Annotated in this window: 21 protein-coding genes; 8 read left to right on the top strand and 13 right to left on the bottom strand. The window is 70.7% G+C overall.

What is annotated here, in order from left to right; genetic code table 11:
• Positions 1 to 2: 2 nt before the first annotated feature.
• The 4 genes from JYK02_RS16265 to speD are packed head-to-tail and all read right to left on the bottom strand — an operon-like array spanning position 3 to position 2,651.
• Complete coding sequence (locus JYK02_RS16265; protein WP_120556026.1) at positions 3 to 230, bottom strand: DUF350 domain-containing protein; 228 nt, start codon at positions 228 to 230, stop codon at positions 3 to 5.
• Positions 230 to 391 carry a hypothetical protein gene (locus JYK02_RS16270; protein WP_164933141.1) on the bottom strand — a complete coding sequence of 54 codons (162 nt, stop codon included), beginning with the start codon at positions 389 to 391 and terminating at the stop codon, positions 230 to 232. The genes JYK02_RS16265 and JYK02_RS16270 overlap by 1 nt, the downstream gene beginning before the upstream one ends.
• Complete coding sequence (locus JYK02_RS16275; RefSeq protein WP_207052109.1) at positions 388 to 2,304, bottom strand: DUF4178 domain-containing protein; 1,917 nt, start codon at positions 2,302 to 2,304, stop codon at positions 388 to 390. Before JYK02_RS16275 ends, JYK02_RS16270 begins: the two co-directional genes overlap by 4 nt.
• Positions 2,301 to 2,651, bottom strand: a complete 351-nt coding sequence (gene speD / locus JYK02_RS16280; protein ID WP_207052111.1) for an adenosylmethionine decarboxylase — start codon at positions 2,649 to 2,651, stop codon at positions 2,301 to 2,303. Before speD ends, JYK02_RS16275 begins: the two co-directional genes overlap by 4 nt.
• Positions 2,652 to 2,725: 74 nt before the next feature.
• Here speD and JYK02_RS16285 point away from each other — a divergent pair, with 74 nt between their 5' ends.
• The 3 genes from JYK02_RS16285 to JYK02_RS16295 are packed head-to-tail and all read left to right on the top strand — an operon-like array spanning position 2,726 to position 4,614.
• Complete coding sequence (locus JYK02_RS16285) at positions 2,726 to 3,445, top strand: peptidylprolyl isomerase (protein WP_242588768.1); 720 nt, start codon at positions 2,726 to 2,728, stop codon at positions 3,443 to 3,445.
• A complete protein-coding gene (locus tag JYK02_RS16290; protein WP_207052113.1) occupies positions 3,442 to 4,176 on the top strand; it encodes a phospholipase in 735 nt (244 codons plus the stop codon). The genes JYK02_RS16285 and JYK02_RS16290 overlap by 4 nt, the downstream gene beginning before the upstream one ends.
• Positions 4,177 to 4,197: 21 nt before the next feature.
• Positions 4,198 to 4,614 (top strand): secondary thiamine-phosphate synthase enzyme YjbQ, encoded by a 417-nt coding sequence (locus tag JYK02_RS16295; protein ID WP_207052115.1) that lies wholly within the window; start codon positions 4,198 to 4,200, stop codon positions 4,612 to 4,614.
• On the opposite strand, the gene JYK02_RS16300 is transcribed toward JYK02_RS16295, so the two are convergent.
• The 6 genes from JYK02_RS16300 to JYK02_RS16325 form a co-directional block, all read right to left on the bottom strand.
• Complete coding sequence (locus JYK02_RS16300; RefSeq protein WP_207052117.1) at positions 4,611 to 5,285, bottom strand: DUF4276 family protein; 675 nt, start codon at positions 5,283 to 5,285, stop codon at positions 4,611 to 4,613. The genes JYK02_RS16295 and JYK02_RS16300 overlap by 4 nt on opposite strands.
• The gene (locus JYK02_RS16305; protein WP_207052119.1) at positions 5,282 to 6,418 is read right to left on the bottom strand and encodes an AAA family ATPase; all 1,137 of its coding nucleotides are present in this window, start codon (positions 6,416 to 6,418) and stop codon (positions 5,282 to 5,284) included. Before JYK02_RS16305 ends, JYK02_RS16300 begins: the two co-directional genes overlap by 4 nt.
• Before the next feature lie 83 nt (positions 6,419 to 6,501).
• On the bottom strand, positions 6,502 to 8,277 hold the full coding sequence (locus JYK02_RS16310) for a L,D-transpeptidase family protein (RefSeq protein ID WP_347402505.1): 1,776 nt from the start codon (positions 8,275 to 8,277) through the stop codon (positions 6,502 to 6,504).
• A gap of 157 nt (positions 8,278 to 8,434) precedes the next feature.
• Positions 8,435 to 9,796 carry a sigma-54-dependent transcriptional regulator gene (locus tag JYK02_RS16315; RefSeq protein WP_207052121.1) on the bottom strand — a complete coding sequence of 454 codons (1,362 nt, stop codon included), beginning with the start codon at positions 9,794 to 9,796 and terminating at the stop codon, positions 8,435 to 8,437.
• Complete coding sequence (locus JYK02_RS16320; RefSeq protein ID WP_207052123.1) at positions 9,793 to 11,220, bottom strand: ATP-binding protein; 1,428 nt, start codon at positions 11,218 to 11,220, stop codon at positions 9,793 to 9,795. Before JYK02_RS16320 ends, JYK02_RS16315 begins: the two co-directional genes overlap by 4 nt.
• Before the next feature lie 39 nt (positions 11,221 to 11,259).
• Positions 11,260 to 11,694, bottom strand: a complete 435-nt coding sequence (locus tag JYK02_RS16325; protein ID WP_242588769.1) for a hypothetical protein — start codon at positions 11,692 to 11,694, stop codon at positions 11,260 to 11,262.
• Positions 11,695 to 12,058: 364 nt separating this feature from the next.
• Between JYK02_RS16325 and JYK02_RS16330 the strand changes: the two genes are divergently transcribed.
• From JYK02_RS16330 to JYK02_RS16345, 4 genes are all read left to right on the top strand, one after another.
• On the top strand, positions 12,059 to 12,331 hold the full coding sequence (locus JYK02_RS16330; protein WP_207052127.1) for a hypothetical protein: 273 nt from the start codon (positions 12,059 to 12,061) through the stop codon (positions 12,329 to 12,331).
• A 253-nt stretch (positions 12,332 to 12,584) separates the two neighbouring features.
• Positions 12,585 to 13,169, top strand: coding sequence for a GAF domain-containing protein (locus JYK02_RS16335; RefSeq protein WP_207052129.1), 585 nt, complete (start codon positions 12,585 to 12,587; stop codon positions 13,167 to 13,169).
• A 141-nt stretch (positions 13,170 to 13,310) separates the two neighbouring features.
• Entirely contained in the window at positions 13,311 to 15,185 is a 1,875-nt protein-coding gene (locus tag JYK02_RS16340) for a serine/threonine-protein kinase (protein ID WP_207052131.1), read from the top strand.
• An 85-nt stretch (positions 15,186 to 15,270) separates the two neighbouring features.
• Entirely contained in the window at positions 15,271 to 19,047 is a 3,777-nt protein-coding gene (locus JYK02_RS16345) for a tetratricopeptide repeat protein (protein WP_207052133.1), read from the top strand.
• Between the two features lie 24 nt (positions 19,048 to 19,071).
• Here JYK02_RS16345 and JYK02_RS16350 read toward each other — a convergent pair whose 3' ends face one another.
• Complete coding sequence (locus tag JYK02_RS16350) at positions 19,072 to 19,884, bottom strand: SDR family NAD(P)-dependent oxidoreductase (RefSeq protein WP_207052135.1); 813 nt, start codon at positions 19,882 to 19,884, stop codon at positions 19,072 to 19,074.
• A gap of 83 nt (positions 19,885 to 19,967) precedes the next feature.
• Positions 19,968 to 21,131, bottom strand: a complete 1,164-nt coding sequence (locus tag JYK02_RS16355; RefSeq protein ID WP_207052137.1) for an isoaspartyl peptidase/L-asparaginase family protein — start codon at positions 21,129 to 21,131, stop codon at positions 19,968 to 19,970.
• Between the two features lie 228 nt (positions 21,132 to 21,359).
• On the opposite strand from JYK02_RS16355, the gene JYK02_RS16360 reads away from it, so the two are divergent.
• On the top strand, positions 21,360 to 22,025 hold the full coding sequence (locus JYK02_RS16360) for a type 1 glutamine amidotransferase domain-containing protein (protein WP_207052140.1): 666 nt from the start codon (positions 21,360 to 21,362) through the stop codon (positions 22,023 to 22,025).
• A gap of 4 nt (positions 22,026 to 22,029) precedes the next feature.
• Here the strand turns inward: JYK02_RS16360 and sufT are convergent, their stop codons facing one another.
• Positions 22,030 to 22,590 (bottom strand): putative Fe-S cluster assembly protein SufT, encoded by a 561-nt coding sequence (gene sufT, locus JYK02_RS16365; protein ID WP_207052141.1) that lies wholly within the window; start codon positions 22,588 to 22,590, stop codon positions 22,030 to 22,032.
• Positions 22,591 to 22,594: the final 4 nt, after the last annotated feature.

Here is a 22,594-nt window from a genome sequence, read left to right on the forward strand (position 1 = left end):
TTTCAGCCGCTGATGGCCGCCGCGATGATGATGGCCAGCCCCAGGATGAAGGAGCCGATGACGATGCCCAGCGCGACGTTCTGGTCGACTTCAATCTCCTTGTGCACGTCGTACGGCAGGATGAGGCGGATGACGTAGAAGCCGGCCACGAACACCGCCAGGCCGATGAGCGAATAGATGACGCTCGCCAGCACTCCCTGCAGGGTGACCACCACTCCGAGCAACAGCATCACTTGCCTCCCATGAATCCACCGGTCCACAAGAGCACGCCGCCGGGACCGCGCTTCACGTCGCCGGTCACCCGCCCGCGCTCCTCGTCACTGAAGGGGGCCCACCCCGTATAGGTGGCCCACGCGTACGCCACGAGCACCAGTCCGCCCAGGAATCTCATAGGTTGCTTTCCTTCCAGCGCTCGGTCTCGAAGCTGTTGGCGCTGAAGAACGACAGCGCCGGGATGATGATGAGCAGCACCAGCGCGATGACGAACCAGCTCTCGTTGGGCGTGTCGTGCGTGAGCACCACCTGGTAGCTGACGATGGGACCGATCGTGGTCGCCGTGAGCTGCAGGCTCGGGTCGAACGACGTGGTCGTCCGCAGCACGTACTTGCCCTTGGGCAGCGAGGACAGGAACACGCTGCCGTCCTGGCCGCCCTCGCTCCAGGAGCCGTCGCTGTCGCGCCCGTGGTAGTAGCTCACCTCTTCGTAGAAGCTGACGACGTCCTGCGTGTCCTGGTTCACCAGGTCGCCCTGAACGCCCACCCAGGCGTTGTCGAGCGACTTCGACATGGTGATCTGCGCCCGCACGTTGCCGTCGCGCGAAAGCTCGAAGGGCTCGCTGAAGTGCATGGCGGTGGGCGTGCCGGACGCCGCGTCCCGGGGCAGCGTCACCCGCATGTCCAGCACCCGCGCGTTGAGCGCCCGCGCATGGAACACGGCCGACAGGGCGAACAGGCCCAAGAGCCACAGCGCGGACCAGGCCAGCGTCTTCATCATCGCCGCGCGGCGCGTGTTGGGCTGGCTGGGCGCGATGCCCCGGGGCCTGGGCAGCGGCTCCTTCAGCTTGAACGCGTCACGCACCTGCTCCGGCGTGAGGTACTCGCCATGCGTGTAGGTGACTTCGTTGTCGGTGGCGTCCTCGTTCACCGAGTACGGCGGCGCGACGTACTCCGTGGCGCGCGCCGTCTCGCCCTGGAAGACCTTCCAGTAGAACTCGCCCACCACCGCGTCGGTGACGGCGGTGACGGACTGGAAGGCCTTGTAGCGGCGGCGCTCGTAGAACGCGGACACCTGCGGCACGACGCTCGCGTCACCGGCCGCCATGGGCTTCAGGAAGACCCAGTGGCCGTTGGACTCCATCAGCCAGGTGAAGCCGCGCGCCGGGTGGTAGAGCAGGTACTCCATCCACGGGTAGCGCGTGCCCTCCACCACGCACGAGCGCTCCTGGTAGCCGATGCAGATCCACTCCGCGCCGTCGAGCGTCCCCTTCTGCCCCAGCGAGAGGGCCGCCGGCAGCTCCGGCTTCTGGAGCAGCTTGAGGAAGGCCAGCTTCCCCTGCGCCACGCTCATCAGCGCGCCGCAGTACGGGCACGCCACGCGCAGCGTCTGGTCCGGCGCGCGCAGCTCCAGGGGACCGTTGCAGTTGGTGCAGCGCGCCTGCTGCAGCTGCGCCTTGCGCACGCGCGGGCGCATCTCCCCCGCGGGGATGCCCAACTGGGACAGCTCCAGCTTCTGCCCCAGGAACACCTCCGGGTCGCGGTCGCGCGTGCCGAAGTCCAGGGTGACGAAGAGGCCGCGCGGGCCGGTGGCGTCCACGTAGTGGCTGTCCGCCGTCGGATCCACGTCGCTGGGGAGCTGGCCTTCCGCGGCGGTGACGCGCCCGTGGCCGCGCTCCTCCACCACCAGCGGCCGGTTGCGCAGGCGCAGGCGGTCACCGGGATGGAGGCGGTCCAGGTGGATGCCCTCCTCCACGCCCGCGTCGGAGAGCAGGTGGAAGGCGCCCTCGGACTCGCTGAGCCAGCCGGTGCGGCCGTCGGACATCTCCACGTACCACTCGTCCCAGGGGCCAGCGCCGTGGTCCTTCTGGAGGTGCCCGACGATTTGAAACGAGGTGTCGTTGACGCGGCCCTCCAGCCCCAGGCGCAGCGGGGAGTCGGTCTCCACGACGCGGGACACCTTGCCGTGGGCCTCCAGCTCCGCGCCCACGCGCGCCACCATCGTCTGGCAGTAGGCGCAGACGACCACCTGCGCGGACCCGACGGAGAACTCCACGCTCGCGCCACACGACGGACACGCCCCCTGCGTCACGCCTCCACCCCTCTCGACAGCTCGCGCACGCGGCAGGACGTGGCGCCCAGGTGCTTTTGCGCCAGCGCGTCGAAGTCCGGCCGCGCGCGGGTGCGGCAGCAATACACGTTGAGCGCGGCGAAGCCGTGCTCCGGGAAGGTGTGGATGGTCAGGTGGCTTTCAGCCAGGAGCGCCAGGCCGGTGACGCCGCCGGGCTCCGGGAAGACGTGCCACTGCGGCTGGCCCACGACCTTCAGGTCCATCAAGACGACCAGCTCCTCGAAGAGCGCCGCCAGCGCGGCCGCGTCCTTGAGCCGCTCCGGCGCGCAGCCGCTCGCGTCAACCAGCCATTCCTGTCCGGTTGTCACAGGGGAAACCTCCGGGGATGGAGCCCTCTTTAACACGCTGGAGCCCGGTCGAAAGCCGCTAGGATGCCCGCCCCATGCGCACCCGATTCCTGACCGCTGGACTCCTCTGCCTCGCCCTGACCGCGTGCTCCAAGGACAAGGAGCAGCCGCCGGCCGCGAAGGCCCCCGCCGCACAGCCCTCGCCCTCCAACTCCCAGGCGGCTACCCGCACGGTGAGCCTGCAGACGGACGCGGCCTCCGCGAAGGGCTTCCAGAAGAAGGCCCTGGAGGGCCAGGACCTCTGGGCCACGATGGAGACGAACCAGGGCACCATCGTGCTCAAGCTCTTCTCCAAGGACGCGCCCAAGACGGTGGCGAACTTCGTGGGCCTGGCGTCCGGCGAGCAGCCGTGGATCAACCCCCGCACGGGCGAGCGCGTGGAGGGCAGGCCGCTGTACGACGGCGTCATCTTCCACCGCGTCATCCCGGACTTCATGATCCAGGGCGGCGACCCCACGGGCACCGGCCGGGGCGACCCGGGCTACCGCTTCGGCGACGAGTTCAAGAGCAACCGGGACTTCGACAAGAAGGGCCTGCTGGCCATGGCCAACGCGGGCCCGGGCACCAACGGCAGCCAGTTCTTCATCACCACGTCCACGCCGCAGTTCCTCAAGGGCCGTCACACCATCTTCGGTGAGGTGGTGAAGGGCTACGACGTGGTGGAGAAGATCGCCAACACGCCGCGCAATCCGCAGGACCGGCCGGACACGGACATGGTCATCCAGCACGTCACCATCAGCGACGCGCAGCCGTGAGCCTCCGCCCGCGCCACGTGCGCACGAAGCTGGGAGAGCTGAACTGCCACGTGGTGGACGCGCTCCCCCCGGGCACGACGCCGGAGCTGGTGGTGGTGTTGAGCCACGGCTTCGGCGCGCCGGGGACGGACCTGGTGGCGCTGGCTCCGGAGCTGATGACGGCCGCGCCACGGCTGGCGCAGGCCGTGCGCTTCGTCTTCCCGGAGGCGCTGCTGTCGCTGGAGTCGCTCGGCATGCCCGGGGGCCGCGCGTGGTTCGAGATCCCCATGGACATCCTCATGGGCCGGGGGCGCGACTGGGAGCAGTACTCCCAGACCGTGCCGCCGGGGGCACCCGCCGCGCGCCGGGCGCTGATGAGCACGGTGGCGGCGCTCGGGGTGCCCATGAATCGCGTCGTGCTGGGAGGCTTCAGCCAGGGCGCGATGATGTCCACGGACGTGGCCCTGCGGCTGGAGGAGCCTCCCGCGGGCCTGTGCCTGCTGTCCGGGGCGATGGTCGCGGGCAAGGAGTGGGAGCCGAAGGCGAAGGCCCGGCCGTCGCTGCCGGTGTTCCAGGGGCACGGCCGCCAGGACGCGGTGCTCCCCTACCCGGAGGGCGAGCGGCTGCGCGCCATGCTGACGGGCGCGGGGCTGACGGTGGAGTTCCTACCTTTTGACGGCGGGCACACCATCGTCACCGAGGAGCTGGAGCAGCTGGCGGCGTTCCTCGTGAAGCGGATGGACGGGCGCTGACCCGCGGGACGGAGGTTCGGGGTGTACCAGGCGAAGGAGCTGACGGTGTCCACGCGGGGCCGGGGCCTGGTGGACATCACCGGTGAGGTGCAGAAGGCGGTGAAGGGCTCGGGCATCCGCGAGGGCCTGTGCACGCTGTTCCTGCACCACACCAGCGCGTCGCTGCTCATCAGCGAGAACGCGGACCCCGTCGTCCAGCGCGACCTGGAGGCGTTCTTCTCCCGGCTGGTGAAGGACGGCGATCCGCTGTTCCAGCACGACGCGGAGGGGCCGGACGACATGCCCGCGCACGTGCGCACGGTGCTGACGCAGGTGTCCCTGAGCGTGCCCGTGAAGGACGGAGCAGCGGACCTGGGCACGTGGCAGGGCGTCTACGTCTGGGAACACCGCACGTCCCCGCACCGCCGCCGCGTCACGGTGTCCGTGCTGGGCGGCTAGAGCCCTTCGAGCCTCGTCACCCAGGCATCGAAACGAGGACACGCAGCCCGAAGACTTGCGAGTCCGGTTGATTCGACCGCGAGGGGGCCATGGAGCGTCTTCCCATAGCTCGGAATCCTCGCAAGGAGTCGTTTAGATGGCGCGCTCTTAGGGCCATCATTCACGTCCTCCGGTGGATATGCCGCGATCTCGGAGCGAAGCTGCTCGAGTCCCCGCAGATCATCTTCTGCGTCCAGCACTCGCGCCAGCTCGCCAAGACTGGCGAGCACCAATGCCTCGAACTCGTGCCGCTGAACATACGGGATGAGTCGGCGGTCCCCGAACTGCTTGGAGATCACATCCTCTACTTCGGACGCACGATGACGGGTGTCACCGATCCTGGACAGAGCTTCGAGTTGAGGAAAGTCCTTGGGCAACCCGTAGAGATCAATCAGCGTGGTGAATGCCACGTCGGGGCCTGAGTTCTCGCCCATGACGCGCCTCAGATCCCTGTCCCAATTCCTCCAGAAGCCCCCGCCCTTGTCGAGTTTGGCGCCCGTGAGTGCATCGCGGCGGGTCGTCACGATGATGACAGATGTATAGATGGAGCGCGCATTCAGGTGTGGGCATAGGACTCCCTTCACGAACCCTTCCTCAGTCTGCCCTTCCACGACGATGATGAGCCGCTTCACGGGCGTCCCCCGAGGACGTTCTTCTCGTAGAGCTCGGACAGGCTGTAGTCCTCAAGCCAACCCTTCAGCCGTTCGGGGTCGAGCCGCCGGAACGTCGTGGCGCCCTGGGCCCTCTCCGTGACAACGACCTCCTGAGGCTCGAACAGGTCGAGCAGCGCTGGCGACTGCGTCGCCAGCAGGATCTGCGCGTGGGTGCTGGTGGAGCGGACAAGGCTGGCAAGGATGCCGAGCGCGGCTGGGTGAAGCCCGAGCTCCGGCTCATCGATACTGAGGAACGCAGGGAGCGATTCCACAGGCTGACCGAGCGCGGTGAACAGTGCGATGCACCGCAGCGTTCCATCCGAGAGATGGTGCGGACCGAAGAGCTGGTCTCGCTCGTCCACCCAGTCCAGCCGCACGCTCGATGTGTCCGGGTGTGCCGGGTCGACCAGGGTTGGCTGCAGGCTCTTGATGAAGGGGGCCACACGCCTGACGAGCTGGCTGATGCGGCGCCATGCCGCCTGCTTCGCGGGCTCTTCACTGATCTCAAGCGACCGCAGGTACGCAGCCAGGTTGCTTCCATCAGACCGAAGGAAGCGCACGTCTTCCTGACGGGAGTTCTGACGCAGCGGAGCGGCGAACGAGGTGTCGTGGAAGTGGAAGAAGTTTGTCTTCGACAGCCACCACCTCACGGTCTTGGCGGTCGGGCCACCCTGCTCGCCCGCGGCTTCTTCCAGGATGGACTCCTTGTGCCCCGCGCCCAGCGATGTGAGCTTGGTCACGTCGCTTCCGGCACGTCGATGCTCGACGGTTTCGTCCAGGAACAGAAGCGTGTCGCCCGCCGCATATCCCAGGCGCGCGACATAGGCATTCGCTCCCGTCTTCTGCTCGAACTCCAGGCGGATGTTCAGCTCTCTCGTCAGCTTGGGCCCATAGTGCAGGAGTGCGGAGGCGCCACCCGCCTCCCCGACATACCGGCGGAGCGACTGCGTCCGCATCAGTGCGACCATCCGCAAGAGGGAGAGCAGGTTCGACTTGCCCGCTCCGTTGGCGCCGATGAGGACCGTCACACGACCGGGTTCCAGGTCGACGTTCTGGAGCGACCTGTAACCTTCAACGTGGATGCGCGTGATGGCTTTGTTCTCAGCGGACATGCGTCGCTCTCCTCCGACATGGCGCGCGGCAAGGTAGCCGCTCCCCTCTCGCGACTACAAGGAACGCCCTGTCTCCGCCACTCCTAGAGGTCGCGAACGGTGGCGACGACGGGCGCGCTCTTGCGGCGCTTCTTCGGCGCCTCATGGGCCTGACCGCGGATGCGCACCCAGGTGCCCGGGTCCGCTGGCGTCGCGTGGGCCATGGACCAGCCGGTGGGCACTTCCGGCGTGGTCCAGCCGTAGAGGGCGCGGGCGTCCCTGGGGGCCAGGTTGATGCAGCCGTGGCTCACGGGTTCGCCGAAGCGGTCGTGCCAGTAGGCGGTGTGCAGGGCGAAGTCGCCCTCGAAGAACATGGTCCACGGCACGGTGGCCACGCGGTAGCTGGCGCTGCCCATGGTGCCCGTCATGTCCGCCTCCGCGAACTTCACCCAGATGCGGAAGAGTCCTTCGGGTGTGTCGGTGCCGGGTTTGCCGGAGGAGATGAGCGTGGCGTAGACGGGGCGGTCGCCCTCGTAGGCGATGAGCGTCTGGGCCTCCAGGTCCACGTCCAGCCAGCGCGCGCCGGGTTCCACGATGGACGGTGACGCCAGCGGCCACGCGACGTGCAGGTCGTCGCGCGCCACCCAGTGGTCCTCCGCGATGCGGACCCACTGGCCATCGGGGGACAGCTCGCGCACGGAGACGAGCGTGCGCGGCGGGAGCACGGTCTCGCGCTCGGCGCTCGCGTCGGGGGCCTTGCGCACCACCACGTCGGTGCGGGGCGCGGTGCGGGACTGGGCCCAGCCGAAGGGCATCGGCAGGGACGCGAGGGCCTCCGCGTCCAGGCCGCTGAAGTCGGAGGGGCGGTGTTCGCGCAGCACGCGCGCTTCGAAGTACTGGCCGTCGGAGGTGCGCCAGAAGGTGCGCCGGCCGACCTTCACCTGGCCCAGGAGCTTCACGGTGACGGAGCCCTTGAGCAGCACGCCCTGCCGCTTCCTCCGGGCCAGCGCGAGGCTCGGGTAGGCGCGCACGCGGTGGCCGACGACGCGCGCGTAGATGCCGGGCGTCAGTGCGCCCTCTTCCAGGCGAGGCAGCGGGCGGACGCGGGGCTCGCGGAAGTTCTGTTCCAGGTAGCGCTCGCAGACCCAGCCACGGGGCTCGATCTCCACCCACGTCTCGCAGTCGGGTCCACGCATCGCGCCCTTCCAGCGCACGCGCATGTCCTGGGCCACGGTGCCCAGCGAAGGCGAGTCCTGCCGGGGCTCCGAGCGCACCGCGATGGAGCGGCGCACGCGCAGCGAGCCCGCGTCCGGTGCGTAGGGAATGGCGTAGGGCTCCATGCCCGCGTCGACGTCCGTGAGCGGAGCTTCGGCGACGACGTCCTCGTCACCGTCCGTGCCCACGACAGCGGGGCTTCCTCCGTCCAGCCCATCCGTATCGGCTTGCGCGAGGGCATCCGTCCCGGTCGCCGGTTCCTCCGCGTCGATCAACGGCTCACCGTCCGGTCCCAGTTCCAGCACGGGGACCTCGGACTCGGTGATGACCTGCGGTTCCTCTTCGCCGGGCAGGGCTTCGGTGCTCGCGCCGACGGAGACGGACTGCGACAGCGAGGGCTCCAGCGACAGCGCACTGCCCGCGTCCTCGGAGTTCTCCAAGGCGTCCAGCAGGGCCGGCGCGGTGGCGTGCATGACGCCGCCATCGTCGGAAGGCTCGGGCGCGGTGGCCTCCCATGCGAAGTGCAGCGCCTGCGCGGACTCCGCGGGCGCAGCATCGGGCTCGGGCACCTGTGCCGTCACGGTGCCCGCATCCACCGGAGCGATGGGAGCGGGGGGCTCCACCGGAGCGCACGCGAAGAGAATCAGGGGGAGTCCGAGGGGCAACCAGCGGCGGCGCATACAGGCCGCAACGCTACGGGTCCCCGCTGACATCCTCAACGTCGGCCCAGGTGCGATCTCCTGCGCGCGAAAGCGCCTGGGTGGGCAGGGCATGCGCCCCGAACGGCGATTGCCACGAACGGCGGAAAGTGCCCGCCGCGGATCAGCCCCGGCCCTCCGCGGGCGGGATGCCCTCGGGGGCTTCTGGCGCCTCCAGGAGTTTGTAGAGCGTCTTGCGGTCCACGCCCAGCAGGCGCGCGGCTTCGCTCTTGTTGCCGCCCACGTGCTGGAGCACGTGCGCCGCGTACCGCCGGGACAGCTCCGCGAGGCTGGGCAGGTCTCCCGCGAGCCCCGTCAGCCGCTTGGGCGCGTCACCGATGGGCTCCGGGAAGTCCGGCGGCCCCAGCACGCCCGTGACGTTCAGCGCGAGCGCCCGCGCCATCACGTTCTCCAACTGCCGCACGTTGCCCGGCCAGTCGTACACCGTCAGCCGCGCCATCGCGTCCGCCGTCACCACCGGCCGCACCCCGCCCCGCGCATGCAGCGACGCGAAGTGCTCCACCAGCGCCGGGATGTCCTCGCGCCGATCGCGCAGGGGCGGCAGGTGCAGGTGCACCACGTCCAGCCGGTACAGCAGGTCCTCGCGGAAGGCCCCTTCCGCCACCCTCGCCTTCAGGTCCTTGTTCGTCGCCGCCAGCACCCGCACGTCCACCTTCACCGGGACGCTCTCGCCCACGCGGCGGATCTCCCCCTCCTGGAGCACGCGCAGGAGCTGCGACTGGACCTTCATCCCCACGTCGCCAATCTCGTCCAGGAACAGCGTGCCGCCGTTGGCCTCCTCGAACAGGCCGCGCCGCGCACCCGACGCGCCCGTGAAGCTGCCCTTCGCGTGGCCGAACAGCTCGCTCTCCATCAGCGACTCGGTGATGGCGCCGCAGTCCACCGGGATGAACGGGCCGGAGGAACGCGCCGAGCGCTTGTGCAGCGCCCGCGCCACCATCTCCTTGCCCGTGCCCGTCTCACCGGTGATCAGCACCGGCACGTTGCTCGTCGCCGCGCGGGCGACCTGCTTGTAGACCTCCAGCAGCGCCTGGCTGCGGCCCACCAGCGACGTGCGCTCCACCTGCTTGCGCAGCGTGCGGTTCTCCTCCACCAGCCGCTTCTGCTCCAGCGCGCGCTTCGCCACCCGCATGATGGCGTCCACGTCGAACGGCTTGGACAGGTAGTCGAAGGCGCCCTGCTGGATGCTGTCCAGCGCGCCCTCGATGTTGCCGAACGCCGTCACGACAATCACCGGCGTGTCCGGCAGGTTCGACTTCACCAGTTGGAGCACCTTCAGGCCGTCGCCCGGGTCCGGCATCGCCATGTCCGTGAGGACCAGGTCGAAGGACTGCTCGCCCATCCGCTCCGATGCGCCCTTGGGGTCCGGCGCCTGCGTCACCGGCCCCAGCACGCCCAGCAGACGCTGGAGCAGGTCCCGCGCATGCGGATCATCATCGACGACGAGGATTCGGGCTGAGCTCATGAGGCCTTGCGGATGGAGGGGGCGTCGCGCTGCGGCCCGGACTCCACCACAAGCGGCGCCGGAGTGCGCGCCACACGCGCGAACCTCACGCGGATCCGCGTGCCTTTTCCCTCTTCCGAGTGCACCGTGAGCGTCCCGCCGTGCGCCTCCACCACGCGCCGGGTGGTGGCCAGCCCCAGGCCGTGCCCGGGAATGCCTCGCACCTCCGCGGCCCGGAAGAACGGCTGGAACAGCGACGCCTGCGTCGCCGGGCTCATCCCCAGCCCGTTGTCCGTCACCTCCACCACCGCGTCCGTGCCTTCCGTCGCCACCCGCACCTTCACGCGCGGATCCGGCCGGCCCGCCGTGTACTTCACCGCGTTGGACAGCAGGTTGCGCGCCACCACCTGGAGCAGCTGCGCCGGGCAGTCCACCAGCACGCCCGGCTCCAGCTCGCGCTCCAGCGACACGCCCAGCGCCGTGGCCGTCTGGCTCACCTCCAGGAGCAGCGTGCTCACCGCCGTGTCCAATTCCCCCATCGTCCCGTCGCCCCGGGTGCCCGCGCGGCAGAAGCGCAGCAGCGCTTCAATGAGCTCGCCCATGCGCACCGCGCTGGATTCGCACTGGGAGATCATCTCCAGCGCGCCCGGGTCCTTCACCGCGCCCGAGCGCCGGATGAGCGTCAGGTAGCCCTTGAGCGGGGACAGCGGCCCCATCAGGTCGTGCGCCACGCGGCGGGTGAACGCATCCAGCTCCTGGTTGTGCCGCCCCAGCTCCTCCAGCTGCCCCTGGATGGTGGCGTCCTGGCGCTTGAGCAGGGAGATGATGTGCCAGCCCACCACCATGGACAGCAGGATGGCCAGCAGCGTGGTGACCGCGCCCAGGGCCGTGTTGCGCACCCGCAGCGTGCCCAGCCGTCCCACCAGCACGCGCGCGTCGGATGCGTTCTCCGTGGCGAGCTGTCCCGCCAGCTGGTCCACCTCCGCCGCCAGCGGGCGGATGCTCTCCACCAGGTGGCGCCGGGCGCGCTCCGCGTCGCGCTGGCGTGAGAACACCGCCGCCGCGCGCACCTGATCCGCGAGCCCCTGGCACGCGCCGTTGAAGCGCAGCCAGACCTCCTTCTCACCCGGCGGCAGGTGGCGCATGTACGCCTCCGAGGACTGGCGGATGCTGCCCAGGATGTCCTCCATCACCGCGTCGGCTTCCTTGCGCTCGGCGTCTCCGCTGGAGCGCACGTGCGCCTCGATGGCGGACTCCAGCGACATCACGTCCACGCGGATGCGGCCGATGAGGCTCGCGCGCTCCAGGGCCTCCAGCACCAGCGCGTCCACCTGATGCCCGGTGCGCACCTCCGTCCAGAGCATGAAGCCGGTGACGCCCGACAGCAGCATCACCACGAAGAAGAAACCCGCGCGGTAGCCACGGATGGGGGTCCGCGAGTTCATCGCCACGGCCACGCTCCTTGGATCATCTATTCGTGAAACTCAGGGCACCGGGCCCTTGGCCTCGGTGGAGGAGGCACCCGGCAGGGGCGGCTGGGTGCGCCGCCGCGCGCGCTCCAGCGCGGACTCGTACCACACGTCCGACAGCTCCTCGTGCAGCGCGGACAGCTCCCGCTGACGCGCCAGGAGCTGCGCGTTGTGCTCCTCCAGCGTGTGGCGCTCCGCCTCCAGCCGCGCCAGCTCATCCGTCGCGGTCGTGCGCGCCTGCTCGGCTTCCGCGCGCGCCTGCTCGGCCTCCGCGCGCTCCTGCGCCAGCTCCTCCAGCGCGGACTCCAGGGCCGCCATCCTCGCCGCCAGCGCCTCGGTGCGCTCGCGCTCGGCCTGGTACTCGCGCTGCCAGCGCTCCGTCTCCGACACCTGGGCCTGGAGGCGTTCAGGCGGAATGGTCGCGGCGCATCCCACTCCGAGCCACGCCATACTCCATGCCGCCAGCAGGTGCCGCATACGCCATCTCTCCCGACACCTGACCGCGCGACATGCACGACGAGGACGACCGGGCTTCATGCTCCATCTCGCGGCCCGGCGCGTGGCGCTCGGAACGGAAAGGACGCGGTGCAGCTTGCAGAAGAGCGTCGTTGCCGTCAAAGCAACGTGCGCCTGCCTGGGGAGCTTGCACCCATTGTTTCAATCACAACTGAGGAGATTCTCCCCATGGTGGATCCGCTCCCACCCGGAGAACCCCGCGAAGTTGCTTGAAACCGGTCCTGGCACGCCGGGTGCTCTAGGGCTCTGGCATCAACCGATGCAATCCCGCGTCGGCGTGTCGTCCCCGGAGCCATCCATGAAGACCGTCATCGTCGCCGCCCTGTTCGCCGCCTCCGCCGCTTTCGCCAACACCCCGGCCCCCGCCGCGCAGCCGGCTCCCGCCGCCGCCCCTGCCGCGCAGCCGGCCCCCGCCGCCGAGCCGAAGACCGAGGCCGCCGCCCCCGAGGCGAAGGGTGAGATGAAGGGCGAGATGAAGACCGAGACCAAGACCGAGACCAAGGCCGGCAAGAAGGGCTCGAAGACCAAGACCGAGAAGAAGACCACCACCGAGACGAAGACCGAGGGCTGATCCCTCCCGTCACGCGGCGGTCCGTCTCCAAGGGGCGGACCGCACGTGGTGCCCGACAGGGGCGCTCTCTTCAGAGGGCGCCCCTGTTGTCGTTTCCAGGCCCCGGAACGGCCCTTCTCGCCACTTCCAGTGTTTTCAGTAGAACCACCATTTGACAGGAACAGAGGAATCGCGCATAACAGGACATATGTGGATGGCGGCTCATCCACGACAGGAAGGGGCGTCCCCCTCCCCCCCTTCAAGCGAGACGGTCATGGTGGAAGCGTTCACGAAGGTGTCCGAAGCGTCGCGGTTGCTCCTGGACAAGGGCCTGTGCCCGGCCACGGGTTCGGATGCGCTGGGCATGGTGGCCCGCCCGCTGAAGGTGGACCGGGCCTGCATCTTCGAGAACCGGACCACGAACCTGGCGGGCCGGTTCCTCACGGACCTGCGCCACGCGTGGGCGGAGCCGGGCGTGGTGTCCCCCCTGGCGCACCCGGTGCTGCGCGCGCTGCCCATGCACGACTACGCGATGGCGTGGACGGACATGCTGGAGGCGGGGATGGTGGTCAACTGCACCTCGCGCGAGGCGCCGCCGATGATGCGCGAGCTGCTGGAGCGCCAGGGCGTGCAGTCCGTGCTGCTGTGCCCCATCGTCCCGGCCAAGCAGTGGTGGGGCTTCGTGGCGTTCGAGGACTGCCACCAGCCGCGCATCTGGCGCCCGGAAGAGGTGTCGCTGCTCAAGTCGCTGGCGCGGGCCATTGGCGCGTCCGTGCGGCACGCGAGCATGCGCTCCTCGCTGTCGCAGGTGCGCTCCAACCTCACCAGCGTGCTGCGCCCCGTCGTCGGGGACACCTGAGCCCACCTCCGGACTCCGGTGGGTCGTACCCGGGTCATGGCCGCCCGCCTTCCGGGCGAGCGGGAGGGGGCCCGAGGGACTGAAGGGGAGCGGTAACGCGGCGCCCCGTTTCTGCTACCCTCGCCGCCCTGCGCCCCGCCCATGTCCTCGTTTGAGCCAACCGCCATCAGTCGTTCCCGGCCTCCTGACCTCGTCAGCGGCTACCGCCTGGAGAAGCTCGTCGGTGCCGGCGGCATGGGAGAGGTCCACAAGGCCACCCAGCTGTCGCTCGGCCGTACGGTCGCGGTGAAGCTGTTGAACCCGGAGCTGGCCAAGGACCCGTCGTTCATCGCGCGCTTCCAGAAGGAAGCCGCGGCGCTGGCGACCCTGAGCCACCCCCACGTCGTCTCCATCGTCGACAAGGGGAAGACGGACACCACCTATTACCTGGTGATGGAGTTCGTGGACGGGCCGTCCCTGCGCGAGCTCATGCGCAGCCCGTCCATGGAGACGCCGGTGCTGCTGCGCCGGATGCTGGAGATCTGCCGGGCCATCGAGTACGCGCACGGCCGGGGCGTCATCCACCGCGACCTGAAGCCGGAGAACATCCTGCTGGATCAGCAGGCCGGCGGCATCGCGAAGGTGTCCGACTTCGGCCTGGCGTCGTTCCTGGACGACGCGACGGCGGCCTCGCGCTTCGCGCTCACGTCCACGCACGTGTCCATGGGCACCATCTCGTACATGGCGCCCGAGCAGCGCGTGGACGCGAAGAGCGCGGACGCGCGGGCGGACATCTTCTCGCTGGGCGTCATCCTCTACGAGACCTTCACCGGCGAGGTGCCGCTGGGCACCTTCGATCCGCCGTCGCGCAAGCGCGGAGGGCTGGACCCCCGCGTGGATGCCATCGTGATGCGGTGCCTCAAGCCGGATCCCGACGACCGCTATCCTTCCGTCACCGCGCTCATCGCGGACCTGGAGCCGCTGGTTCCGGGAAGCCTGCTGTCCATGCCGCCCCTGCGGCTGACGCGCTGGCAGCGGGCGAAGCACGCGATGCGCCGCGCGGCGCGGGTGACGGCGCAGACGGCCGCGGGCGTGACGGTGCTGGCCGCCGTGGGAGTGCTGGGCGTGGCGTACCACCGCAGCGGGCAGGTGCACACGCAGGAGCCGCTGCCGGGCAAGGTCATCATGGACACGCGGCTGCAGGACACGCCCCGCAACGGGCCGGGCCGGGTGGAGGACGTCACCCCGGACAAGCGCCGCGTGACCATGGGGGACGGCCCGGACCTCCCGCAGATGCTGGTGGCCGGCCGGACGCTGAGCTTCGAGAACAAGGCCCTCGTCTTCCCTCCCGTGGAGGAAGATGGAGCGTCGCGCGTGGGCCGCGCCCGCGTGGACGTGGTGGGGCTGGTGGGCGGCGTCGCCCGGCTGACCGCGCGCGTGCGCGCCGAGGCGCCGCCGACCACGTGGAAGCGCCGCCTGAAGGAAGTGCTCAACGGCCCGCCGCCGGAGCCGGTGGCCTCGCTGGGCCTGATGGGCCGGGAAGGCCGCTACGTCACCATCGTGCATCACGGCGCGGGTGCGCCGCTGTCCGTGGAGTGGTCGCTCGGCGAGCGCAGCGGCGCCATGCTGGGCCTCGTCGCCCCGGAGAGCGAGGCGCGGCTGGAGCTGTTCGTCACCGAGGACGGCGTGATGCAGGCCTACGTCGGCCAGGGGAAGGATCAGCGCCCCATCGCGGAGCCCTTGAACCTGGGCCGCGACTGGCAGGCCCAGTTCGCCGAGGCCCCCGCGCCGGCCGTCGGCTGCATCGAGGGCACCTGCAGCATCGACGGGCTCACCTACACGGTGGACCGGCCCGCGCCCGTGACGGAGAGCCCCGCCTCGCCCGTGGTGGTCATCCCCCAGGCGCCGGTGCGCACGGTGGCGGCCAACACGGTGCCGGCCAAGGCGGTGGTCCAGAAGAAGCCGGCCCCGCCGCCCCCGCCCAAGCGCCCGCCGGCCAAGGCAGCCCCCGTGAAGACCGCCCCGAAGCGCCGCTAGGGGACCGGGCGGGGCCAGTCCCGGACACGCGCTTCAAGGGGAATATGGCCTCGCCGGAGGGATTGCATTATCCCTCGGCTCCCCTATGCGCACCTTCCGTCGCGGCCTGACCGCGCTCGCCCTCGTCGCCGGACTCACCGGCTGCCCCCGGCCCTCCTCCGTCGTCGCGCCCCACGTGCTCGAGTCCGCCGCCGAGCGCGCCGGCCAGGGTGACGCGGAGGCGCGCACGCTCGCGTTCGCGGGCTTCCACGCGTACCTCGTCGCGGGCGACGTGAAGCTCGCGCAGCAGCGCTTCGACGCCGCCGTGCAGAAGGACCCGGGCGACCCGTACGCCCTGGAAGGCCAGGCGCTGCTGGCCCGGCGCAACGGCCAGTCCGACCGCGCGCTCGCCGCGTCCCTGGAGCTGGTGAAGCGCGCCCCGCGCCACCCGGTGGCCGTCATCGCCGCCCGCTACGTGCTGGACCGCGTGGGCACCTCGCGCGCGGAGGACGACACCATCCTCAAGGGCGTGGACGCCGCGCTCACCGCGGGCGCCCGGGGTGAGACGGCCTACCTCTTGCGCGCCGCGCGCCTGGCGGTGGCCAGCCTCCGCGCGGACTCCGCCACCCAGGCCCAGACGCTCAAGGACCTGGGCAGCGCGAGCGAGGCCTCGCTGGTGGGCCCCTTCTCGCCCTTCCACGTGCTGGCCATCGACGAGCCCATCGCGCCGGAGAAGGACGGTTCGTTCGCGGGTCCCTTCACGGGCGCGTACGGCCCGCTGGCGGTGCGCACGCTGCGCTCGCCGGACGGCCGGCTGGACCTGGGCGGCGAGCCCGGCCACGGGGACATGTACGCGCTGGGCATCGACGCGGAGGTGGCGGAAGCCGGCGTGTACGTGCTGCGCACGGTGAGCCAGACGTCGCACCGCGTGCTGATGGACGGCGCCCCCGTGCTGGAGCGCCGCGACTGGGCGCGCACCGCGTCCACGGTGAGCGTGCGCGCCATGGAGCTGCCCGCCGGCAAGCACCGCTTCGTGGTGAAGATGTCCCGCGACAACACCCAGGGCGGCCTCACCTTCGCGCTGATGAAGGCGGACGGAAGCCCCGCCGGCGTTCGCCTCACCGCCGCCACCGGGCCCGCGCCGCGCTGGAACGCGAGCGCCCCGGACGAGGCGGAGGTCCCGGACCTGTACCCGGGCGCGGAGGACCTGGCCCAGGCACTCCAGGGCGAGGCCGGTGAGACGCTGAGCACCTTCCTCGCGGTGCGCGACGGCCTGGCGCGCGACCCGGACGGCACGCAGCGGCTGATGGCGAAGCTGGAGGCCACCACGCCCGCGCTGCTCACCCTGCGCGCGGAGCAGGCCGCGCAGGACCGCGGCATCCCGTCCAAGGTGGCGCGCGGCCGGGCCACGCGCGACCTGGAGGCGGCGCTGGCGAAGGACCCGGGCAACGTGTCCGCGCTGCTCTTGCGCGCGGACCTCTTCCTGGATGACGGCCAGCCGGCCACCGCGCTGGACACGCTGAAGACGGCGCGCGACGCGGTGAAGCCCGCGGGCTTCCCGGTGCACATCCTCCTGGCCCGCGCCGCGCTGGCGCTGGACGTGGACGCGCAGGCGGAGGTCGCCCTGGCCGCCGCGCTGGAGGCCCAGCCGGGCCTGTGCGAGGCGCTGGGGTTGCAGTACTCGCTGGCGCGCCGGCGCGACGCGGTGGCCCGCACGGACGAGCTGGTGAAGGCCCAGGAGGGCTGCCCCGGCGCGGACGCGCGGCGGGTGGACCACCTGCGCACGCGCGGCGACCTGGAGGGCGCGGCGAAGGGCTACACGCAGCTCCTGGCGCAGGACCCGGACAACCTCACCACCGCCGCGGCGCTCTCCAGCGTCTACCTGAGCCAGCGCCGCTACGACGACGCGGCGAAGGTGCTCCAGGCCCAGGCCACCGTGTGGCCGCGCAACGCGGAGATCCTCAAGCGGCTGGCGGACGTGCGCGAGTACGCGGGCCAGGCACAGGAGGCGCTGAAGCTGCGCGAGCAGGCACTCAAGCTGGACGGCACGGACCTGGCGCTGCGCCGCGCGGTGGAGCGCGCGAAGACGGGCAAGGAGCTGCTGGCGGCGTACGCCATCGACGGCAAGGAGGCGCTGAAGGCCTACGAGGCGGCGCCCGTGACGGGTGGCAGCTCGGCGGCGTACGTGCTGGACGCGGCGGCGGTGCAGGTCTACCCGGACGGCTCGCTCGTCAACCGCATCCACACCATCCAGAAGGCGCTGGAGCAGTCGGGCGTGCAGGAGATCGCGGAGGTGAACATCCCGCGCGGCGCCCAGGTGCTGGCGCTGCGCACGCTCAAGGCCGACGGCCGCGTGCTGGAGCCGGAGAACATCGAGGGCAAGGACACCATGAGCCTGCCCGGCGTGCAGGTCGGTGACTCCGTGGAGGTGGAGTACCTGCTGCCCGAAAGCGACCGCGGCCCCGCGCAGCCGGGCTTCACCGCGTCCGCGTTCTACTTTCAAATCGCCAACCAGCCGAACGCGTGGAGCACGTACACCGTCGTCGCGCCCAAGGGCAGCGGCATGAAGGTGGACGCGCACGGCATGAAGGCGCCGCCGCCGGAGGTGAAGGGCGACGTGGAGGTCTTCCACTACGACGCGCGCCGCGTGCCGCCGTTCATCCCGGAGCCGGACGCGCCGCCCTCTGGCAACGAGTACCTGCCCTTCGTGATGGTGGGCGCGGGCGAGACGGGCAACGACGGGCTGGCGCGCGTGTACGGCGACGCGTTCCAGGACCGGTGGCTGCGCACCTCGGAGGTGGAGGCCTTCGCGCGTCAGGCCACGGAGGGCAAGAAGGGCCTGGACGCGGTGAAGGCGCTGCACGCCGCGGTGATGAAGCGCTTCTCCGGCCGCGACGCGAGCCTCGCGCAGTCCGCCGCGTCTACCGTGGCGCAGGACCGCGGCAGCCGGCTCACCGTGATGAAGGCGGGCCTGGAGACGCTGGGCATCCCGTCGCGCGTCGCCGCCATCCGCACCTTCAACACCGACCCCGCGCCCTACCTCTTCCCGGCGGACGCGCTCTTGCCCTACGCGGCGCTGCGCGTGGAGGTGCCGGGCGAGGAGCCGGTGTGGCTGGACACGTCCGTGCGCTTCGGCCCCTTCGGCGAGCTGCCGGAGGCCGCCATGGGCGAGCGTGAGGCGTACCTCATGCCGGAGCCCGGCAAGCCGCTGCAGAAGGTGAAGACGCCGCCGCTCAAGCCGCGCGCGGGCAAGGACGTGAAGCTCACCCTGGAGCTGGGCGCCGACGGCGGCCTCAAGGGCCAGGGCGAGGAGACGTACACCGGCTTCGAGGCCGCGCAGATCGCCGAGGCCTTCGAGCAGCTCTCCGCGGAGAGCCGCAAGCAGGCGCTCCAGGGCGCGGTGTCGCGCTACTTCGGCGGCGCGGAGCTGTCCTCCGTGAAGCTGGAGCACGAGGAGTCCGTGGGCGCGCCCTTCACGCTGCGCTACGCGTTCACCGTGCCGCGCTTCGGGCGCATGGAGGGCGACAGCCGCATGGCGCTGGGCCCCCTCACCTTCCCCGCGCTGCTGGGCCGGCGCTACGTGCAGCTGTCCACCCGCACCACGCCGCTCTACATCGACGACACGGAGGCCAGCCGCACCCACGTGGCCCTCACCCTGCCCCAGGGCTGGAAGCTCAGCGACCCGCAGGCGGCCCTGAAGGTGGACAGCGAGTTCGGCCACTTCACCCGTTCCGAGAAGCAGGACGGGCGCACGCTCAGCATCACCGAGTCCATCCAGGTGCCCCGCGCCCGCGTCACCCCGGCGGAGTACGAGAAGTTCTCCGCCTTCGCGGGCGACGTGGACCTGCTCCAGGTGCGAGAGCTGTTCCTCGTGAAGCAGTAGCTCGCGCCTCTTCCGCGCGTCACCTCAGTGGTGCGCGGAGCCGGGCTCGGACAGCTTGCGGTGCTGCTCGGCGGAGATGGGCGCGGGCAGCACCGTGGCGGCCGCGGCCATCACCTTGTTCGCGAGCGAGCCGGCGACGACCTTGTCCTTGCCGGCCATCAGGGCCTCGTAGCCCTCGCGCGCCACCTGCTCCGCGCTGTCCTTCTTCTGCGCGCCCACGCGCGTGTCGTCCATGCCGGCGCGGTGGAAGAAGTTCGTCTCCGTGGGGCCCGGCATCAGGGCCGTCACGGTGATGGCGGTGTCCTTCAGCTCGTTGCGCAGGGCCTCGGAGAAGGAGAGCAGGAAGGACTTGGAGGCGGCGTACACCGCCTCGAACGGGCCCGGCATGGTGGCCGCGATGGACGACGTGAAGAGGACGCGGCCCACGTTGCGCGCCACCATGTCCTTGAGCACCAGCTTCGCCAGGTGCACCGACGACGTGACGTTCAGGTTGATGAGGTTCAGCTCCGCCTGGAGGTCCGTCTGCCGCGCGAAGTCGCCGCCCACGCCCACGCCCGCGTTGATGGCGATGGCGTCCACCGGGCGGCCCACCTGCTTGATTTCAGCGTAGAGCTTCTGGACGCCCTCCGCCTTCGCCAGGTCCACCTGCACGCTCTTCACCCAGGCGCCCAGGCTCTCGAAGGCGGCGACCACCTCCACGATGCCCTTGTCCTCCGCGGCGATGAGCAGGTCGAAGCCGTTCCTCGCGAACTGCTTGGCCAGCTCGTAGCCGATGCCACTGGAGGCGCCGGTGACGACGGCGAGGGGACGGGTGGACGTGGATGCGCGCGAGGCCATGGCTCTCTCTCCGGGGTGGGGAAGACGTGGAGTGAAAGCTTTGGCGTCGCGCGGTGCCGGGCAAGCAGGGCTCGGCCGCCTGCCTACGGCTGCTGGAAGATGGCGACGGTGGGCGTGCCGTCCTCGCCGATGTAGCCGCGGTACATGCCGCTGGAGTTGAAGGGCATGGCCACGTGGCCCTGGCGGTCCATGGCGATGACGCCGCCCTCGCCGCCGGCCTTCACGAGCACGTCGTTCACGACGTAGCTGGCGGCCTCCGGGAGCGGCAGGTCCTGGTACTCGACGCGGGCGCAGATGTCGCGCGCCACCGTGTAGCGGATGAAGAACTCGCCGTGGCCCGTGGCGGAGACGGCGCAGCGCTCATCCGCGTAGGTGCCCGCGCCGATGATGGGCGCGTCCCCCACCCGGCCGAAGCGCTTGTTGGTCATGCCGCCCGTGGACGTGCCCGCCGCGAGGTTGCCTTCCATGTCCAACGCCACCGCGCCCACCGTGCCGAACTTGTGGTCCCCCGTGATGGGGTCCACCCCTGGCGTCAGCGACGAGCCGGGCTGCGGCTGCGGCTGCGCGGGGGGCTCGGGCTGGGCAGGCTGCGCGGGCGCGGGCGGTGCATCCTTCGCGCGCTCCTGCTCCAGCGCGCGCTGGAGGCCCTGCCAGCGCTCCTCCGTGAAGAAGTACTTCGCGTCCACCAGGGGCATGCCCTGCGACCGAGCGAAGGCCTCCGCCCCGTCGCCCACCATCATCACGTGCGGCGACTTCTCCATCACCAGCCGCGCCAGGTCGATGGGGTTCTGGATGTGATGGACGCCGGCCACCGAGCCGGCCATGCGCGTCTTGCCATCCATCACCGCCGCGTCCAGCTCGTTCACGCCGTCGTGGTTGAACACCGCGCCCTTGCCGGCGTTGAAGTACGGCGAGTCCTCCATCACGCGGATGGCCGCCGTCACCGCGTCCATGCTGCGGCCGCCCTTCGCCAGCACCGCGTGCCCCGCCTGGAGCGCCTGCGTGAGCGCGGCGCGCATCGCGGCCTCGCGCTCCGGGGAGAGGTTCTCGCGTGAAATCACGCCCGCGCCGCCGTGGATGACCAGCCCCCACTTCGGCTTCACGCGCGGCGCTTCATCCGTGCGCAGGGCCGCCTCGTCGCGCGCGGCGCCCGCCTGCGACGACGTGGCGCAGCCCATGGGGGCCAGCAACAGCGCGGTGCTCGCGAGCAGGCCGCGGTGCATCCGGGAAGAGAACGAGGGGGACATGCCGTGCGCCTCCAGAAAGGAACGTGTGTCGTAGAGCCGTTCCCCTCAAGCGTCCAGCGCCGCCGCGTGCCGCGCCGCACCCGCCACGGGGAGGATTCCGCCCCGGCGACACCCCGGGCGCCTGCCTGCCCGCCTGCCCTCCGCTTCCCCTCCCAGGAGGGCATGTCCACCGTGCAGGTTTGGGTTGTCGGGCAGCGCCGGACATCGGGACATCGGGAGGACGGGGCAATGAAGAAGCTGAAGGGGATGCGGGTGGCCGTACTGGCGGCGGATGGCTTCGAGCAGGTGGAGCTGACGCGGCCGGTGAAGCGCCTGGAGAAAGAGGGCGCGAGCGTCACCATCGTCTCCCTCCACAAGGGCCGCATCCGGGGCATGAACCTGCTGGTGCCCGGCCGCAAGGTGCGCGTGGACGCCACGCTGCGCGAAGTGAAGGCCGCGGACTTCGACGCGCTGCTCCTGCCCGGAGGCTTCATGAACCCGGACTTCCTGCGGCAGAGCGCCCTGGCGCTGGACTTCGTGAAGGACGCGGACCTGCTGGACCTGCCCATCGCGGTCATCTGTCACGGGCCGTGGCTGCTCGCGTCAGCGGGGCTCCTGGAAGGCCGCCACGTGACGTCCTGGCCGGGCATCCGCAACGACATGGAGAACGCGGGCGCGCACTGGACGGACCAGCCCGTGGTGCGCGACGGCAACTGGGTGTCCAGCCGCGGGCCGCACGACCTGCTCGCCTTCGAGCACGCGATGGTGGAGATGTTCGCGGAGCGCATGTCGCCCGAAATCACCCGCCGCGCCACGGCGGAAGCCCCGTCGCGCTGGCCCCGGTGGCTCGCGGGCGGACTCGCCGCCGCGGCCACGGTGGGCCTGGTCGCACGCGGCCGGAAGGCCCTGGTCTAGGCCTTTACATCCAGCCCAACTGGAGCCGCGCGACGTCCGTCATGCGGCTCTGGTCCCACTGCGGCTCCCAGACCAGCTCCACGTTCGCTTCCTTCACGCCGGGCAGCGCGGAGACCTTGGAGCGCACGTCCTCCACCAGCACCTGGCCCATGCCGCAGCCGGGCGCCGTGAGCGTCATCTCGATGTCCACGCGCTGTCCGCCCTCGTCCAGCGGCGTGGCCTTGCACGTGTACACCAGCCCCAGCTCCACGATGTTCACGGGGATCTCCGGGTCGTAGACCGTCCGGAGCTGCTCCCAGACCTGCTCTTCGTTGAACTCACCGAACTCGCCGGGCGTCACGCTCTCATCGGGCGCCTTCGCCTTGACGGCGTACTCCTCGCCCAGCACGTCCGCGTTCTTCTGGTCGATGCGGAACAACTGGCCGTACGGGTCCTGCACCGTGACGTTGCCGCCCAGCGTCTGCACCACCGTCAACTCCGAGCCCGCCGGCAGCAACACCTTGTCCCCGCTGGGGATGAGCATCGCGTCCACGTCGCGCTCGATGACCGTCATCGCGCCTCGCATGTCC

The sequence above is a fragment of the Corallococcus macrosporus genome, assembly GCF_017302985.1.
GTDB lineage: Bacteria > Myxococcota > Myxococcia > Myxococcales > Myxococcaceae > Corallococcus > Corallococcus macrosporus_A.

What these genes read in the sequence shown, in the direction of transcription:
- JYK02_RS16305 (WP_207052119.1), bottom strand. Translation starts at nt 6,418, where the DNA reads ATGTCCGCTGAGAACAAAGCCATCACGCGCATCCACGTTGAAGGTTAC.
- JYK02_RS16325 (WP_242588769.1), bottom strand. Translation starts at nt 11,694, where the DNA reads ATGGCGTGGCTCGGAGTGGGATGCGCCGCGACCATTCCGCCTGAACGC.
- JYK02_RS16350 (WP_207052135.1), bottom strand. Translation starts at nt 19,884, where the DNA reads ATGGCCTCGCGCGCATCCACGTCCACCCGTCCCCTCGCCGTCGTCACC.
- JYK02_RS16265 (WP_120556026.1), bottom strand. Translation starts at nt 230, where the DNA reads ATGCTGTTGCTCGGAGTGGTGGTCACCCTGCAGGGAGTGCTGGCGAGC.
- JYK02_RS16360 (WP_207052140.1), top strand. Translation starts at nt 21,360, where the DNA reads ATGAAGAAGCTGAAGGGGATGCGGGTGGCCGTACTGGCGGCGGATGGC.
- sufT (WP_207052141.1), bottom strand. Translation starts at nt 22,590, where the DNA reads ATGCGAGGCGCGATGACGGTCATCGAGCGCGACGTGGACGCGATGCTC.
- JYK02_RS16315 (WP_207052121.1), bottom strand. Translation starts at nt 9,796, where the DNA reads ATGAGCTCAGCCCGAATCCTCGTCGTCGATGATGATCCGCATGCGCGG.
- JYK02_RS16355 (WP_207052137.1), bottom strand. Translation starts at nt 21,131, where the DNA reads ATGTCCCCCTCGTTCTCTTCCCGGATGCACCGCGGCCTGCTCGCGAGC.
- JYK02_RS16285 (WP_242588768.1), top strand. Translation starts at nt 2,726, where the DNA reads ATGCGCACCCGATTCCTGACCGCTGGACTCCTCTGCCTCGCCCTGACC.
- JYK02_RS16270 (WP_164933141.1), bottom strand. Translation starts at nt 391, where the DNA reads ATGAGATTCCTGGGCGGACTGGTGCTCGTGGCGTACGCGTGGGCCACC.
- JYK02_RS16340 (WP_207052131.1), top strand. Translation starts at nt 13,311, where the DNA reads ATGTCCTCGTTTGAGCCAACCGCCATCAGTCGTTCCCGGCCTCCTGAC.
- JYK02_RS16320 (WP_207052123.1), bottom strand. Translation starts at nt 11,220, where the DNA reads ATGAACTCGCGGACCCCCATCCGTGGCTACCGCGCGGGTTTCTTCTTC.
- JYK02_RS16330 (WP_207052127.1), top strand. Translation starts at nt 12,059, where the DNA reads ATGAAGACCGTCATCGTCGCCGCCCTGTTCGCCGCCTCCGCCGCTTTC.
- JYK02_RS16345 (WP_207052133.1), top strand. Translation starts at nt 15,271, where the DNA reads ATGCGCACCTTCCGTCGCGGCCTGACCGCGCTCGCCCTCGTCGCCGGA.
- JYK02_RS16335 (WP_207052129.1), top strand. Translation starts at nt 12,585, where the DNA reads ATGGTGGAAGCGTTCACGAAGGTGTCCGAAGCGTCGCGGTTGCTCCTG.